This is a genomic window from Kocuria subflava (genome assembly GCF_012163155.1).
Taxonomy (GTDB): Bacteria; Actinomycetota; Actinomycetes; order Actinomycetales; family Micrococcaceae; genus Kocuria; species Kocuria subflava.
In genome coordinates, this window is record NZ_JAAVUN010000001.1 from 140,913 (window position 1) to 156,377 (window position 15,465).

The following is a 15,465-nucleotide window of genomic DNA, read 5'->3' on the forward strand; positions in this document are numbered from 1 at the left end:
TACTCACTTCACGATTGATGGGCCCACACGCACGCTGACAGGTGGGGCGGCCTTGTTCACAGCAATGACTGGTGGGGGCGTTCTTCCACCAAGCGCCCGCCCAGGATCTTCTCGATCATGGCACGGCCTTGAAGCCCTGAGTTCTCCACTGCGACGTCGTCATCACTGGGCACAAAGTCTTCATCCGGGCTTGCCTCAGCCCCCCGGGCGGGTGGCTTGGTGGCCGAATCGGCACGGGCCGCTGCGATTTGAGCGGCGTGTCGTTCCCGGAAACTGGGCTTGCGTGGGGGAGCGGACGGTGCTGGTTTCGCAGCCGTGGCAGGTGCTGACCCGTTGCCGTTGCTTGACGACGACGGCCGCCACTGCTCCGGTGGCAGCTCATCCTCAGTGGCAGTGGCAGTGGCAGTGGGCTGGGCGGGGGCATCCGCCTCACTCGTGATGGTGGCCGTTGCATTGACTGAGGAAGGGGTGCCGGTTGACCGCGGCGTGCCGAGAGGTGGCGGGGCCGTGGGCAATTCGTGCCGGGTGGTTGGTGCTGAATGTGCGGCTGCCCGCGACGGGCGCCCCTGACCGTAGGTGTCCGCGAAGGGCGGTTCATCCTCTGGCGGAGGTTCATCAGGCCAGGGGATGTCGTCATACGGGCTGGCCGGCGGTTCCGGAGAGTCCGGAGGGGTGGAAGAATCCGTCCGCTCCCAGGTGGAGGTTGCGGACGGATGTCGTGGTGAGGACTGCCGGGGTTGGCCACGATCTGTGACTTCGTTGGCGGCCGTGGAGTCCGGGCCCGATGCGGTCGGCGCAGACGTTGATGCGGTGGGCTCAGATCCTGATGCTGTGGGGTCAGGGCGCGATGAGCCTGTGCCGACTCCCGAAGAGACAGGGCCACTGTTTGCTGAGTCGGTGTAGTTGCCTGATGTGTTGGCGTGGGTGCGTGTACGGGGGGCAGCGTCCGTGTGCTCCGACGGGGGAGTGGGCTGCTTCTCCACGGTCTGCGGGGATGATGCGGAGCCGTCAGCCCCAACCGAGGGCCCTGCGTTGGCGGGCGACTCCTCCGGTGCATCCCCCTGGTCCGGTGAGCTCGGGGCATCTTCCTGATGCTCGTCACCGGTTGGGATCTGGGCGACGGCCCAAGTGTTCACAGGGGCAGAATCCGTGTCCGCCGAGGGCGTTTGGTCACCCGCGTGGCTGCTTGTTCCGGTGCGCCTGGTGCGGTCGTTTGAGCTGGTGGGCTCCGCGCTGCCCTGGGGCGTGCCAGCAGTGCCAGGGTGTCCAGCAGCAGGCCCAGATCCAGAGCTGGCGGGTCCAGAGCCTCCAGCGGTAGGCCCGGGTACGCCGCCAGTAGGCCTGGATCCTCCGCCAGGCCCCGAGCTTCCAGTCGCAGGTCCGGATACTCCGCCGGCGGGTCCGGGGGCACCCCCAGCGGGCCGGTGACTGCCACCCTCTCCGGGGCCCACTGCCTCCACACGGCAGGAGACTCCCAGGACCTGTTGGATGGCTGCCACCAGGTTGGGCTCAAAGCGGGGGAAGTTCTTCCGATCTCCCGCAGCGTCAAAAACCACCTGCAGCACGGAGCCGTCAAAGGCCACGGGGGTGGCCCGCATGACGGTCATCCATGAGACCCGGTGGATGTCCGCCAGGGTGTTCACAATCTCCGTCCAGGAACCGCGAATCATGTCGATCCCGCCACCGCTGGATGGCCCCTGAGCGGTGGCTGGATCCGCATGGGGTGCTGGCGCTTCCTGCTGGGCCGCTTCGCCCCGGGGAGGCACCGATTCAGATACTGCATCAGGTGTGGGCGTGCTGCTGGCTGCCGACTCTTGGAGCTCAGGTTCCTCGGCACCAGACTGCGCGCCTGGGGAGGTTCCTGATTTGCGTTCTGCCGGCAGCGCGCGCTCCGTCGCCCTCAAATCGTTGGCGCTCTGTTCCTGCGCCGACCGGGAGGCCGCATCAGCCGTTGCGCTCGGGGACGGCGCGCTGGTCTGTGGTGAGTGTGCGCGCTCAGTGGCCGCGGGGGCGTCGTCGTTGGGGGAGGGCGAGGCTGTGTCAACGCCCACCAATGGCCCTGTGGGCGCGCCGGTTCGGCCCATGTTCAACCGGCGTTCCAAGCGGTCGATGCGGGCGCCCGCGCCCCGGGTGGAATTCTCTGCGGAAGGCAGCAAGAGGCGGGCGCACAGCAGTTCCAGATGCAGCTGCGGAGAGGTTGCCCCGGTCATTTCCGTGAGGGCCTCATTGGTGATGTCCGCGGCGCGGGAAAGTTCCGCAGCCCCCATCAGCTGAGCCTGATTGCGCAACCGGGCCACCTGGTCCTCCGGCATGCCGTGCAGGATGTTGGCGGCTGACTCCGGAACGGCGTCCACAATCACAAGATCACGGAATCGCTCCAGCAGATCCTCCACAAACCGCCGTGGGTCCTGACCGGTTTGGATCACGCGGTCCACGGCGCGGAACACGGTGGCCGAATCCCCAGAGGCAAATGCGTCAACGACGTCGTCAAGCAGCGCCCCGTGCGTGTACCCCAGCAGGGAAACGGCCAGGTTGTAGGTCACGGAATCCGTGTCCGTGCCGGCCATCAGTTGATCCAGGACGGAGAGCGAATCGCGAACCGATCCACCGCCGGCGCGCACCACCATGGCCATCACACCGGGTTCAACGCCCACGGACTCCTGGTCACTGAGCTGCTGCAGGTAGTCCATCAACGGTTCGGGCGGGACCAGGCGGAACGGGTAATGGTGGGTGCGGGAGCGAATGGTGGGCAGCACCTTGTTCGGCTCCGTGGTGGCAAAGATGAACTTGATGTGCTCCGGAGGCTCCTCCACGATCTTCAACAGGGCGTTGAAACCGTCCCGGGTGACCATGTGGGCCTCATCGATGATGAAGATCTTGTAGCGGTCCCGCACCGGGGCGAACGTGGCGCGTTCGCGCAGCTGGCGGGCATCATCCACGCCACCGTGGGAGGCCGCATCCATCTCAATGACATCCAGGGATCCCGCGCCGTCACGGGAGAGATCCACGCAGGATTCGCAGCGACCGCACGGGGTGGGGGTGGGGCCCTCCACACAGTTGAGGCAGCGCGCCAAGATGCGGGCGGACGTGGTCTTGCCGCAGCCACGCGGCCCGGAGAAGAGGTAGGCGTGGTTGACCTTGTTCTTGCGCAGCGCGGTCATCAGCGGATCAGTCACGTGAGACTGTCCGATCACGTCCTGGAAGGTTTCCGGCCGGTGGCGGCGATACAAGGCGGTGGTCACACAGACACCTTAATCAGGGAGGACGACATCACAGTGGGGTTCTTGGAACCTGTGGACCGGGGGAGGATGCGGTCACGTCTGGTGTGATGCACAGAAAGTGAAGACCCCTCGTGCACCCGCCAGAGCCCACGTACCCTTGCTGCCTTCCGGCCCTGGGGGAGTTCCGCAGGATGACGCCACACGAGGGGCTGGCCAATACCTTAGCCGACCCCGTGGCCGGGTGGAAAACTGACCGAGCGGGTCCTGCTCGCAGCGCTGCTTTCGGGGCCTTGGTTGGCGATGGACCCACGGTGTAGGGCGCCGGTTTTACCTCACCTGCGTTCTTGGTCTAGGCTGTCCTGTGCATGTCCACGCGGCGGTTCGCCCCGCAGTGTTCATGTGGCCTGGAGGATTCGCCTAGCGGCCTATGGCGCACGCCTGGAACGCGTGTTGGGTTCACGCCCTCGGGGGTTCAAATCCCCCATCCTCCGCAGATTGATCAAGAACGGCGCCCTCGCTCTTTGAGCGGGGGCGCCGTTCTTTGCTTTCTGTTCGCTTTCTTGTCCGGGGCCAACCCCCGAATCAGGGTGAGTGGCATGGGCTGGCCGGGTTCACGACGACGGTCGGCTCCCCCACTCGGTTGTTGACTGTCCAGCCAGCTGTGCAAACCCCACTCGGTTGTCGACTCCCCATCGCGTTTCCAGATCACCGCCCACAGCGTGGGCATCCGCAGGTTTTGTGGGGGACCAACCGTGCGGTGGGGACTCGGTACGGGTGGGGACGCTCGTCACCGTCAGGAGTCAATGTTCCCGGTGCCAGCTTCACCGGGTTCAGATGCTGCGATGCTCACAGCCCACTGATCAATGGCATCCCAGTCCCTCCAGTCGGCATCCAGGGGAGACTTGACCACCTTGAGGACAGCCTTCTCCGCCAGGTTGAGCTTGCTGGAGTCCACGGCTCCGCGGAAGTACTGGACCTGGTGAGCGGTGTACTGCTGCAGCTGCGCTCGCAGTTTGGCGTCCAGATGCGGCGATCCACCGGAGACAAAGATGAACACCTCTCTGGAATCCAGTTCATCTTGATGCTCGGCCAGAAAATCCACTCCTGAGGCCAGCAGTTTCTGCGTGTAAACAGGCAGGCCGATCACCACACAATCGGCAGAAGCCAGGTTGGCATCATCCAGGGCTCCAACAGTCACCTGAACGCCTTGTGTGGACAACGTCTCCGCAATTCGTGCGGCGATGTCCGTGGTGGAGCCGTGCTTGCTCGCGGAGAGGATCAAGGTGCTCACGGGATGCGTCTTTCCGGGGGAGATGACCTGCTGCTACACCAAGCCTATCCACGCCGATCCGGGCACCTTCCCTGCGCGCAGCAAGTTGCCGCGGGCAGGGTGCGAGGTTGTAGATGGGTGGCCGCGCGTGACAGCGGGTCGCATGGCCCGTGCCGCGTGACAGGCGCAAATACATGTGGAGTCGTATGCCTGCGCACACAAGTGTGGACGGTTCCGTTTATCGACAGTTTTCCGGTGACGGTGCAGGACAACTTGAGTAGGGTCCTCCGAGGTAACGATCCGACAACGATCGTTCCGCCTTCATTTCCAAGAGAACGGGGACCCTCCTATGAAGCCCTCCACACGGATGGCCCGTCTGACCGGAACCGCTGTGCTCACCAGTTCTGCCCTGGTTGCATGCGCGGTTCCCATGGGGCCACTCGGCGTGGTGTCCGGGGAAGCTCAGCCTTCCTCCAACGACTCCACCGCCAGCCCTCAGCCCACCACCCCGCCGGAAGCAACCACGGCGCCCGCAGCAGCTGCGGAGGTGAACACCTCTGGTGAGCGCGTGGATCGACGCGCCCTGGCGCGCAATCTGCGTGCCGCTTTGGAGCGCCCTCGCGTGGACTGGACCAGCACGTCAGCCCACCACGTGACCCGTGACCGGTGGCAGATCAACCGAGGGACGGTTGATCCAACTCCACCCCCGGCTCCGGCACCTTCTCCAGCCCCGGTGACACCGACGACGACCGGTGAGGCACCTGCCACCGAGACTGCGCCGGAGGTTGTTGACACTCCGGTTCCGGCAGAGGAGCCCCCGGCGGTTGAGGCACCGATCGTGGACTCGCCATCAGTTTCGACCCCACCCGTGGAAACGCCAGTGGTGGAGGCGCCCGCCGAGCCGGCACCAGAGGCCCCGACACCTGTGGTGGACGTTCCGGCGGCCCAACAACCGGAGATTCAACCGGAAACTGCCGTGGATCCCGTGCCCGCTGAACAACCGGAAAGCCCCGTGCGGGAGAGTCCTGCGGCTGAAGCCCCGGCTGAGGTTCCGACTCCTGAAGCACCGAACACTGACGGGCAGGCACCTGAGGCTCCCGTCACCGAGTCCCCTGTGACTGAAACCCCCACCGTCGCGGATCCACTTGATACGGCGCCGATTGACGCAGCACCCACTGAGTCGGAGCCCAGTGTTGTGGAGCCGAGTGTTGGGGAGCAGCCCACTGATGCTGTACCGACGGATGGGGCACCCGTCTCAGAGGTCCCGACGGTCGACGAACCGGCGGGGGAAACAGCACCGCCGGCGCCGACACCGGAACCCCAGGTGCCCGTGGCACAGCCAGAGACTGACCCGATTCAGGAACCGGTCACCGCGCCGGAGGCCCAGCCCGCTCCTGTGGCACAGCCTGAACCCACGGTGCAGCCCGAGCCTGAAGTTCAGCCCACACCGGCTCCGGAATCACAGCCTGTGGTCTCCCCGGCGCCGGAAGTTGATCCCACGCCAGCACCTCAGCCCACACCGACGTCGCAGCCCGCACAGCCGACTGGGACCACTTCCGGAACGAACACCAATGCCGGATCCGGGACCACCGTGCCCCAAACGCAGACCCCCGTTGTGCCGGTGAGCAACACGGACACCACCCCGGTGTCGACCCCGGAGACCCCGGCACCTGCACAGACCCCGGAAACCGCCACTCCGGTGCAGGGACCTGAAACGGTGGCACCGGAACCGGCAGTCCCCGAGGCGACAAAGGCCCCGGCACCCACTGAGTCGCCCGTACCCACGGGGGCACCCGCTCCCACGGAGTCGACCACTACGAACACCACGAACACGGGCAGCAACACCCCTGCCGGACGCGTGGCCTATCTGCACGGTTACCAGCAGGCCCAGGCCATGTGCCCGGGCGGTTCCATGGTGGGCCTGGTGGACACGGCGATTGTGGCTCCACTGGTGGCATCAGGTGTGCTGGCTGACGGTGACTGCACGTTGGCGGACATGAAGGCCGCCAACCCGGGCACCGAGTTCCTGGCGTACTTGAACATTGGTGGCATGCAGGCCATCTCCGGATGGGACAAGGCACCGTTCTACCCCAGTTGCGTGGATCCCGCCTACGGCGATCAGTACGCCGTGACCCCCAACAACGGCAACGTGGCCACCAACTCCAAGGGCTATGCCGTGTACCCGGCCTTTGACTTCATCACCATCGCGGACCAGTCGGAGTCCTACGCAAGGGCTTGCGGTGAGCACGCCGTCGCCATGGTCACCACGGACTCCGTGGTGGGGACCACCGGGGCCGTTCCGGTGCGGTTCGACGGGATCTTCATGGATGACATGGCCATGTCCCCGGCCCACGGGCAGGACATGGCAGAGATCGGCACATGGGGCCCGTGGGGCTCCGACGACGCCTACGGCCGCGCCATCCTGCGCACCGTGGACATCATTGCGGATGCCATGGAGGCAGCCGGTCCGGACAAGGTGTTGGCAGGGAACCTGGGCATCTATTCGGACAAGCAGAACCAGGTGGCACTGGCCCAGGAGCTTGCTGACAGCGGCAACCTGGACTGGATGATGCGGGAGTTCGTGATCGGCAGCCCCACGGGAAGCCAGTTCGGTGCCTTCTACGCGGTGGAGCAGAACGCGGACGTGCTGGCACAGCTGTCCCGTTCCACCCCCGTGGTCATGCACCAGTTCGCGGTGGATGCCACCACCTCCCCCAGCCTGACCGGCTCGATCGGTGGGCAGTGCCTGGTGGATTCCACGCCGAATACCGCCAGCCTCATGTGGCAGGTGGACCAGCGCCGCGTCCAGGACATGACCTTGAGCCTGGCCACCGTGCTGACGGGCAAGGAGACCGGCACCAACCTGGACATGGCCATCATGCAGGCACAGCCTGACTGCCAGGAAACTGCTGCCAACGGATCTTCCGCCTACGAGTCAGTCACGGATGTGTCCTTGGATGAATCGGATCCGTCCGTGGCCGTTCTGCGTGATGCCCTGAGCAACCCTGACGTGGTGGCCGTGGGGGAGAAGGACACCTGGTACGAGTACTCGGTGTGGCGCCGTGACCTCTCTGACGGTCGTCAGGTCTGGGTGAACTACCGGCAGGAGGCTGTGGTGATCGACGGCGTGACCATCCCGGCTCAGACGGGCATCATCACCGGCTGAGCGTGACCGGAAAACACGACGGCGCCCGGCGCGCGGTGCCAGCATCAACCCAACAGTGGGAGCTGGCGCCATGCGCCGGGCGTCTGTTTCGCATCTGAGGGTCAGGCGTCCGGATGGGACGTCGTCATCGTGGTCGGGCTGAGTGCCAGGTGCCGTTGAGCACAAACCCGTGGCGTGGGGCACCGCGGCTGGTAACCTGACCTGCCGCAAAACCATGTGAATTCTCTCTGACGGGTATCTGTATTGACCGTGAACACCACCTCCTCGCCTGAGCAGCCCACGCAGGCCGAGCCGAGGATCACCAAACGTCGTCGCCGCGCCACCTGGCGCGGCGCAGTGCTGGGCACGTTGGTTCTGATTGCTGCCGCCATGTTCAGCGCCGTGTGGCTGCAGTACACGGTGAGCGCACCGGAGGACACTTTCAGCCAGGCCATGGAAGCTGCCAGGTACCTGGACATGTTGGTGCTCTTTGTGGTGCTGGCATTCGTGTGGGCTGTGCTCGGGCGCCTCTGGTGGACCGTGGGGATCGTGATCACCCTGGTGCTGATTGTGGGGGAGATCAACCGCAACAAGGTTGAGCTGCGCCGCGAACCGTTTTTCCCCAGTGACCTGGACTTTGTCACGGAGGCAGGTTTTGTGCTCTCCATGGTGGAAACCAGTGCCGTGGTCCTGCTGATTGTGGCCGTGGTGGCGGGGGTTGCAGTGATCGTGGGACTGGGGTCACTGGCTGACCGCTGGTTCCCGCGTCCCCGGTTGCGTCGCGAAGGCGGTGGTATCAACAAGGGGTTCCTGGCCACCCGCATCGGCATCCTGGTGGTGACCGGCGCGCTGCTGGTCCATGCCGTCAACTTCAACAATCCGCCCAACATGTGGCGTTCCATGTATGAGGCCAAGGGCCCGGGCTGGACCACCTCCAGCCAGCTGTGGAACTACCGAGCCAACGGGTTCATGGGCGGTTTCCTCTACAACATGCCGATTGACCCCATGCTGCAGCCCGATGGCTACAGTGCGCAGACCATGGATGACATCACCCAGCGGTATGAGCAGCGGGCAGATGAGATCAATGCGCAGCGTCCCAACACCATGGATGACGTCAACGTGGTGGTGGTGCTCTCCGAGTCCTTCACTGACCCTTCCTGGATGGAGGGCTTTGAGCTGGATACCAACCCGGTTCCCAACACCCAGCAGACCATGTCTGAAACCCTGGCGGGCACGGTGTACGCCAATTCCTTTGGTGGGGGAACTTCCACCATGGAGTTCGAGTCCCTGACGGGGCAGCCTGTGGGCTTGTTCCAACCGCAGGTGACCTCCCCGTTCCAGATGTTTGTCAGCGAGCACGACACCTACCCCTCCGCGGTGGGCGCCTTCAACGCAACGGGGCACCACACGGTGGCCGCGCACGCCTACAACCTGCACATGTACAAGCGTTCTGACGTCTACGAAACCTTGGGCTTTGACGAGGTGATTGACGACGCCGCGATGCAGGAGAACATGCGCATTCAGGGCAACCCGTACGTGAGTGACCAGTCGGCCTACAACGAGGTTCTGTACCAGATGGACAACACGGAAGAACCGTTGTTCATGAATGTGGTGACCATGCAGAACCACGGTCCATACGGCGACTTCTACACAAACCCCATTGCTTCAGACATCCAGGATCCGGACACCGCCGCTCAGTACGGGCAGTACGCCCGGGGGTTGTCCCACACTGACACTGCCACCCAGGAGTTCCTGCAGGAGCTGCGCAACCGCGAGGAAGAAACCGTGGTGGTCTTCTACGGCGATCACCACCCGGGTGTCTACAACGATGACATTCTGGGCCAGAACGTGCCTGAGGCGCAGGTCCGCACCCCGTTCTTCGTGTGGAACAACAAGACCAATGAGGCACAGAGGGCCCCTGCCGTCACCCCCGCCATGTTCCTGCCCATGATCTATGAGGTGGCGGATGCCAAGGTGCCGCCCTACATCGCCCTGCTGGACGATGTCCGGCACACCGTTCCGGTGCCGCAGCACGTGCGGACCCTGAACTTCCGGGGTGAGTCCATTGACAGGGAAAACCTGGATGAGGCATCCATGCGGGCCTTGGATGACTTGACCATGGTGCAGTACGACTTCTCCACGGGGCAGCGGTATTCGGTGGACACCATGTGGCCAGGTGCTGACGACTGAGTCTGATGGCTGCGCCATGTGCAACAAGGCCCGCACCGGATTCCGGTGCGGGCCTTGTTGCACTTCACGTCCAGGGTAGCGCGATTCCTCAGACCGCCACGCTCAGTGCGGGGTGGGGAACCTCCAGGCGAACGGGCGAACCCTGGGCGTCGAACTGTGCGCCCAGGCCGCGTAGCGCGAACAGCACGGTGGCCTGGACATGCCGCTCATGGGCTGCCCGAGCTTCCTCTGACTGCGCCTCACGGTCTGCGGTGGCGGTGAGGGAGCTGTGCACCAGACGACCCATCTCCTGCAGGTCACCGTTGGGCAACCATCCGTCCTCGACGGCCTCCTGGAGGATGGCGGTCAGCATGCCGCGCAGCGCACCCACGTGTTCGCCCAGCTTCTGGAAGTCATCCGGGGAAAGGACCGTGCGCATGGCCGGCCCCGGGGGTAGATGACGCCGGGAGAGGTCATCGATCTGCGCCCGGACGTAGATTCCCAGCTTGTCCACCGGGTTCTCCACGCCTTCCAGATCACCTTGGAGGTCGGTCATGAACCGTTCGGTTTCATCCAGGGTGTAAGCCACCAGCAGCTCACCCATGTCCGCAAAGTAGTTGTAGACCGCGGTGCGACCCACCCCGGCCGTTTTGGCCACGTGGGTCATGGTCAGCCCGGTCAGGCCCTGCGAGTACAGAAGCTGCCCAAAGGCTTCGAGGATCGATCGCTTGGTGTGCTCGCGCTGTTCGGCATTGCTTGCCGCCTGGATTTTTGGCATGACGACATCTTAGACGGAGTTGTCACCAAAAACCCTGGGAGTGGGGTGAACGTCACCCGATAGCGCGTTCAGCCGCCAGCCCGCCCTGCCACAGAGCATCGAACGGGGCGTTGGAGGTGATGCGCTGACGGATCCCGGCGGAGACGAACTCCTTGGCCGCCCGTGCAGCTTCAAGGGGGCTCAAGCCCTTGGCCAGTTCTGCCGTGACGGCAGCAGCCATGGTGCATCCGGCACCGGCCACGGCCACATCTTCCACCTTGGGTGCGGAGAGGATTTCCGTGGTTTCGCCGTCGTGGTAAACGTCCACGGCCTCCGGGCCGTCCAAGCGGACGCCGCCCTTGGCCAGCACCACGGCACCGGAGCGTTCGTGGATGCGCTTGGCGGCCTCCTCCAGGTCCTCCACAGTGGTGATCGAATCCATCCCGGACAGGGAGAGGGACTCGAAGTGGTTGGGGGTCACAAACGTGGCCAACGGCAGGATCTTGGACTTCAGGGCTTCATCCGTGTCCAGGGCCGCGCCGGGTTCCTGACCCTTGCAGATCAGCACGGGGTCCAGCACCAGGTGCTTGGGCTTGAGCTCCTCCATGGCCTTGGCCACGACGTCGATGGTGGCCGGGGTGCCCAACATGCCCAACTTCACGGCGTCCAGGTTGTAGGCAGACGTGGTGGCTTCCAGCTGGTCAGCAATGACCTGGGGGTCAACGGGGACAAAGCGGTGACCCCAGTCGTTGTTGGGGTCAAAGGACACGATGCAGGTCAGAGCCAGGGACCCGAACACTCCCAGTTCTTGGAAGGTCTTGAGATCAGCCTGGGCGCCGGCTCCACCGGTCGCCTCGTTTCCGGCAACGGTCAGAGCAAACGGCGGGTTCGTAGAAGTAGTCATGGGCCTTATTGTGCTCTGCGGGTGTTTTTCTGACCAAGACCAGTCGACCAGTTTCGTCACCAGCTGTACGAACCCGTCCCCGGCGCTCTTGCAGGCACCGTCACCGACCCCTCACTGAAGAAAGCGGAACCACGATGTCCCAAGTTCCTTCCGAATCCGTGTCCGAGCCTGCCTCTGGGCACGCGGGCGCTGTTGCGGCACCCGCGCACACCTCCAGCAACACCGCAGCTGCCCGGTTCGCCCCGCGCACCCGAACCGCCTTTGATCTGTTTGTGGCTGCCTATGCCGTGGTGCTGATTCTGTCCAACATCGGCGCCACCAAGGGCATTGAGATCGGTCCGATCGTGACCGACGGCGGCTTTTTCCTTTTCCCCATCGCCTACGTCCTGGGCGATGTTGTTTCCGAGGTCTGGGGCTTCCGCGCGGCACGCCGCGCGATCATCACCTCCTTTGCCGCAGCACTGTTTGCCAGCATCTGTTTCTGGATCATCATTGCCTTGCCCTCCGCCTCCTTCTACGAAGGCCAGGAGGCGTTTGTCCAGGTGCTGGGCCCCGTCCCGCTGATTGTGGCCGGCTCCCTCCTGGGCTTCTTGGTGGGCCAGCTGCTCAACGCCTGGGTCCTGGTCAAGGTCAAGGAGAAGACCCGTGAAAAGCACCTGTGGGCACGCTTGATCTCCTCCACCCTGGTTGGCCAGTTCGTGGACACCCTGATCTTCTGTGCCGTGGCCGCACCCATCATCGGCATTCAGACCTTTGGCCAGTTCCTGAACTACGTGATTGTTGGCTACGTGTGGAAATGCTTGGTGGAGGTTCTGGTGATCCCGGTGACCTACGCCGTCGTGGCCCGGTTGAAGAAAACCGAGCCCTACTGGGACGGCGAGCGGCCTGAAGTCACTGCCTGATCAGTGGATTCGACCACTTGCTGACAGCGGGGGATCCGGGTGCGGCTAGTATCAGCACCATGGACGCCCTGACCGGCCTTGGCCTTGCATCTTCTGCCGGCCTCAACGCCTGGATCCCCCTTCTGGTCCTGGGACTTCTGGACCGCTACACCCAGTTTGTTGACCTTGGCCCCAATTTTGCGTGGCTCTCCAACGGGTGGGTGCTCATCATTTTTGCCGTGCTGTTGGCCCTGGAAGTGGTTGCGGACAAGGTCCCGGCCATCGATTCCGTCAACGACGTCATCCAGACCGTTGTCCGCCCCACCTCCGGTGGCATTGTGTTCGGGTCCTCCATGACCTCGGACATCGCCGGGCTCACGCTGGGTGGACAGACCGCAACGGTCACGGACCCGGAACAGTTCGTGAGCTCCGGAACCTGGGTGCCGATTGTGATCGGTGTTCTGCTTGCCCTGCTGGTCCACGGCGTCAAAGCCCTGACCCGGCCTGTGGCCAACACGGTCTCCGCCGGCACCGCCGCTCCGGTCCTCTCCACGGCGGAGGACGGTGCGGCCGTGCTCCTGTCAGTGGTTGCTGTTTTCCTGCCGGTCCTGGTGCTGCTGGGGTTGGTGGGCTTGGCCATCGGCGCCTGGTGGCTCTTACGACGACGACGCCGCACGGGCCCGCCGGTTTATTCGGTGTGAAGACGTGGCATGCACTGAAATGCTATTAGTGTTACACATCATGGATGTAGTTCTGCTGAATCGAATCGTGGATGTATTATCGGACGTTCTCTCATGGCCCGGGTGGGTGGCTATGTCAGCACTTGGGACGCTGGCAGCAGCCTCAGTTGCTGCATGGGTCGCAGTTCGAGACATTCGGCGCCATCGAGCATCTATGACGAAAGAAGAAAGGCGTGCGGCGAATCTGGTGTCCGCGTGGGTGGAAGTTGACTACTTGCGAAATGTCGAGAAGGGTCGATTTATCCGAAAGATCACCCTGTTTGTGAGCAACGAAGGTGATCAGCCCGTTTATGATGTTGTGATTAGAGTCGGGGTTGCCCAAGGGCAAATTAATCTTGGGCCACTAGGGGCACCGGATCCAATCTCCGTCCTGGCGCCGAGGACGCGCCGTTCATGGGACGTGTCGCTTGGGATACTCGCCCACGAATCTAAGCACGACTACCTTCCCACTGAACCTGTAACAAGGTTGTCGTTCACAGATAGTGGTGATACTCGCTGGGTTCGTGAGTTCAACTCACCCCTGAAGCGACAGGGGGACTCTCGGTTGGGTAGGTCAACTGCTTCCAGGCCCACGGAAATTCCTGATGAGCAAGTAGATTCCCAGCTAGGTGATTCTAATAGTATTTTCAATCCCTGGATGGTTGCGTCTACGTTCTTAAATGTAATTCGATCCGGCTCGGAAGATGAGTTCCAAAGAATCATTCCTAAATTGGTCTCCCAGGATGCAGAAAACTGGTCGAATTTTAGTTGGGAAGATGTTCTAGAGATTCGCGAAAATATCTCTGAGTATGTGGTGGGTACTTACATATCGTATAGGGCTGACAATATTGCATATTTGCAACTCTGGCATCCAGATGACTTGGCGGCGAAGTCCGATAAGCAAGGTTACGTGAGCGTTGAAAAGCTTCAGTATATGACATTGGTGTTTTATGCTGGTCGTGGCTGGAAAGTGTTTAGCTTCGGCCATGCGGTTAGCGCGCCCCACAGGATTAATTTTCCACCAGGGACACTGGCGGAAGATCCTTTCGAGTCTGGCTAATTCTAGTCATCTAAGTTCGATTCTCAAGTGCAGTGTCCAGATACTCCAGCTGGGCCTCGATGGAGCGCACTGCCGCGCGGCGCGCACCCTCTGGGACATCCGGGTAGATGCGGTCCGTGAGCAGTTCCGCATCCGGTCCCAGCTGGTCTGCTGCTGCCCGGACTTCTTCAAGACGCGCAACGCGATGTTCCTGCAGGGCAGCGCAGCTACCTGCCAGATCTCGCAGGACCTCGCCGTGACCCGGCAATCCCAACACCTCTGCGGGGCCGGAGGCCAGTGCCTCCAACCGGCCCAGCGTGGCCAGGTAGTCGGCCAGTGTGCCGTCCGGGTGATCAATCATGGTGGTGCCGCGGCCAAGGACAGTGTCACCGGTGAACACATGGGTTAGCGGGGTGCCGTCCTCGGAAATTTGTGTAACTACAAAACTCAACGAGTCCGAGGTGTGCCCCGGGGTGTGCATCACCTGAACCTGCAGACCCCCGGCGTGCAAGATCTCCCCGCCGGTCAGTGGCTCGGCATCCCGGCAGTGTTCGGCCAGGGCGGCCCGCACAGGGGCGCCGGTGCGCTGATGCAAGGAGTCGATGGCGCCAGTGTGGTCCCGGTGCCGGTGCGTCACCAGCACCAGCTCAATGCCGCCCACGGACACCAGACGGTCCACGTGCTCGGCCAGATCGGGTCCCGGATCCACCACGACGGCGCCACCGGCCCCGGAGTCACCGGGGGCCTGCAGAATCCACGTGTTGGTGCCCTCCAGCGTCATGGGACTGGGGTTCTCCGCCAGAATCACGGAAACGGTGTCCGTGACAAAACGCCTGCTCACGGTTGCTCCGCCAGGTGTGCGGCCAGACGGTCCAAGGTGCTGGCCCATGCCTGACGAGCGTGTTCGTGCACCTCGGCGGGTAACGGCCCCTGGGTGAGGGTCAAACGGGTGGTGTGGGGGGCGTCGTCGTCGGAGGTGGAAGCCACTGGGTCCAACTGGCAGCGCAGCACCACCACGTGCTGACTGGGCTGGCCCAAGTGATCCGGAATGAACTCGTGAATCTCCAGCAGGCGATCTGCAACCACAGCGCCATGCCGTCCGTGAATGGGCGCGCGCTGAGCGGGGTCCTGGTCCAGGACCATGTGGAAGGAGCGGGTGCCACCTTCGGTGGGGTCCAGGTCAACGGAGGCGGGATCCACCGTCCAACCCTCCGGCCCGTACCAGCGCGGCAGGGCATCCGGATCCGTTAGGGCAGCGAAGACCTGCTGTGCTGAGTGCGGCAGCTCCCGGGTCAGGGTCCAGGTCTGGTTGGCAGGTACGGGATCAAGTCCGGACATGGATCGAGCTTACGGGGTGGTG

At 63.5% G+C, this 15,465-nt stretch carries 11 protein-coding genes, 1 tRNA gene and 1 other RNA gene; 6 read left to right on the forward strand and 7 right to left on the reverse strand.

From position 1 onward, the window contains the following. Nucleotides 1–56: 56 nt before the first annotated feature. Nucleotides 57–3,242, reverse strand: coding sequence for a DNA polymerase III subunit gamma and tau (locus GTW58_RS00650; RefSeq protein ID WP_119932124.1), 3,186 nt, complete (start codon nucleotides 3,240–3,242; stop codon nucleotides 57–59). A 96-nt stretch (nucleotides 3,243–3,338) separates the two neighbouring features. Beyond that, nucleotides 3,339–3,435: signal recognition particle sRNA small type (gene ffs, locus GTW58_RS00655), an RNA gene on the reverse strand. A 192-nt stretch (nucleotides 3,436–3,627) separates the two neighbouring features. Here ffs and GTW58_RS00660 point away from each other — a divergent pair. Next, nucleotides 3,628–3,712, forward strand: a tRNA-Ser gene (locus tag GTW58_RS00660). 302 nt (nucleotides 3,713–4,014) lie between these two features. Here the strand turns inward: GTW58_RS00660 and GTW58_RS00665 are convergent. Beyond that, the gene (locus GTW58_RS00665; protein ID WP_157980410.1) at nucleotides 4,015–4,512 is read right to left on the reverse strand and encodes a flavodoxin domain-containing protein; all 498 of its coding nucleotides are present in this window, start codon (nucleotides 4,510–4,512) and stop codon (nucleotides 4,015–4,017) included. Between the two features lie 328 nt (nucleotides 4,513–4,840). On the opposite strand from GTW58_RS00665, the gene GTW58_RS00670 reads away from it, so the two are divergent. Together GTW58_RS00670 and GTW58_RS14950 are read left to right on the forward strand one after the other, a co-directional pair. Beyond that, nucleotides 4,841–7,657 (forward strand): hypothetical protein, encoded by a 2,817-nt coding sequence (locus GTW58_RS00670; RefSeq protein ID WP_119932126.1) that lies wholly within the window; start codon nucleotides 4,841–4,843, stop codon nucleotides 7,655–7,657. Between the two features lie 249 nt (nucleotides 7,658–7,906). Then, the gene (locus tag GTW58_RS14950; RefSeq protein ID WP_157980411.1) at nucleotides 7,907–9,826 is read left to right on the forward strand and encodes an LTA synthase family protein; all 1,920 of its coding nucleotides are present in this window, start codon (nucleotides 7,907–7,909) and stop codon (nucleotides 9,824–9,826) included. A gap of 88 nt (nucleotides 9,827–9,914) precedes the next feature. Here the strand turns inward: GTW58_RS14950 and GTW58_RS00680 are convergent, their stop codons facing one another. Further along, nucleotides 9,915–10,583 carry a TetR/AcrR family transcriptional regulator gene (locus GTW58_RS00680; RefSeq protein ID WP_119932128.1) on the reverse strand — a complete coding sequence of 223 codons (669 nt, stop codon included), beginning with the start codon at nucleotides 10,581–10,583 and terminating at the stop codon, nucleotides 9,915–9,917. A 52-nt stretch (nucleotides 10,584–10,635) separates the two neighbouring features. Continuing rightward, the gene (locus GTW58_RS00685) at nucleotides 10,636–11,466 is read right to left on the reverse strand and encodes a hydroxymethylpyrimidine/phosphomethylpyrimidine kinase (protein WP_052209687.1); all 831 of its coding nucleotides are present in this window, start codon (nucleotides 11,464–11,466) and stop codon (nucleotides 10,636–10,638) included. 134 nt (nucleotides 11,467–11,600) lie between these two features. On the opposite strand from GTW58_RS00685, the gene GTW58_RS00690 reads away from it, so the two are divergent. From GTW58_RS00690 to GTW58_RS00700, 3 genes are all read left to right on the forward strand, one after another. After that, nucleotides 11,601–12,368: a queuosine precursor transporter gene (locus GTW58_RS00690; RefSeq protein ID WP_119932129.1), complete on the forward strand. Its 768-nt coding sequence runs from the start codon at nucleotides 11,601–11,603 to the stop codon at nucleotides 12,366–12,368. Nucleotides 12,369–12,427: 59 nt separating this feature from the next. Then, nucleotides 12,428–13,048: a DUF4126 domain-containing protein gene (locus GTW58_RS00695; protein ID WP_119932130.1), complete on the forward strand. Its 621-nt coding sequence runs from the start codon at nucleotides 12,428–12,430 to the stop codon at nucleotides 13,046–13,048. A gap of 193 nt (nucleotides 13,049–13,241) precedes the next feature. Continuing rightward, on the forward strand, nucleotides 13,242–14,126 hold the full coding sequence (locus GTW58_RS00700; RefSeq protein WP_157980412.1) for a hypothetical protein: 885 nt from the start codon (nucleotides 13,242–13,244) through the stop codon (nucleotides 14,124–14,126). A gap of 10 nt (nucleotides 14,127–14,136) precedes the next feature. Here GTW58_RS00700 and GTW58_RS00705 read toward each other — a convergent pair whose 3' ends face one another. Together GTW58_RS00705 and GTW58_RS00710 are read right to left on the reverse strand one after the other, a co-directional pair. Beyond that, complete coding sequence (locus GTW58_RS00705) at nucleotides 14,137–14,946, reverse strand: MBL fold metallo-hydrolase (protein ID WP_232817911.1); 810 nt, start codon at nucleotides 14,944–14,946, stop codon at nucleotides 14,137–14,139. Then, a complete protein-coding gene (locus tag GTW58_RS00710; protein WP_119932132.1) occupies nucleotides 14,943–15,443 on the reverse strand; it encodes an SRPBCC family protein in 501 nt (166 codons plus the stop codon). The genes GTW58_RS00705 and GTW58_RS00710 overlap by 4 nt, the downstream gene beginning before the upstream one ends. Nucleotides 15,444–15,465: the final 22 nt, after the last annotated feature.

Bases quoted from the DNA above. Each gene is read 5' to 3' on its own strand.
- GTW58_RS00670 (WP_119932126.1), top strand. From the start codon at position 4,841: ATGAAGCCCTCCACACGGATGGCCCGTCTGACCGGAACCGCTGTGCTC.
- GTW58_RS00680 (WP_119932128.1), bottom strand. From the start codon at position 10,583: ATGCCAAAAATCCAGGCGGCAAGCAATGCCGAACAGCGCGAGCACACC.
- GTW58_RS00685 (WP_052209687.1), bottom strand. From the start codon at position 11,466: ATGACTACTTCTACGAACCCGCCGTTTGCTCTGACCGTTGCCGGAAAC.
- GTW58_RS00690 (WP_119932129.1), top strand. From the start codon at position 11,601: ATGTCCCAAGTTCCTTCCGAATCCGTGTCCGAGCCTGCCTCTGGGCAC.
- GTW58_RS00695 (WP_119932130.1), top strand. From the start codon at position 12,428: ATGGACGCCCTGACCGGCCTTGGCCTTGCATCTTCTGCCGGCCTCAAC.
- GTW58_RS00700 (WP_157980412.1), top strand. From the start codon at position 13,242: ATGACGAAAGAAGAAAGGCGTGCGGCGAATCTGGTGTCCGCGTGGGTG.
- GTW58_RS00710 (WP_119932132.1), bottom strand. From the start codon at position 15,443: ATGTCCGGACTTGATCCCGTACCTGCCAACCAGACCTGGACCCTGACC.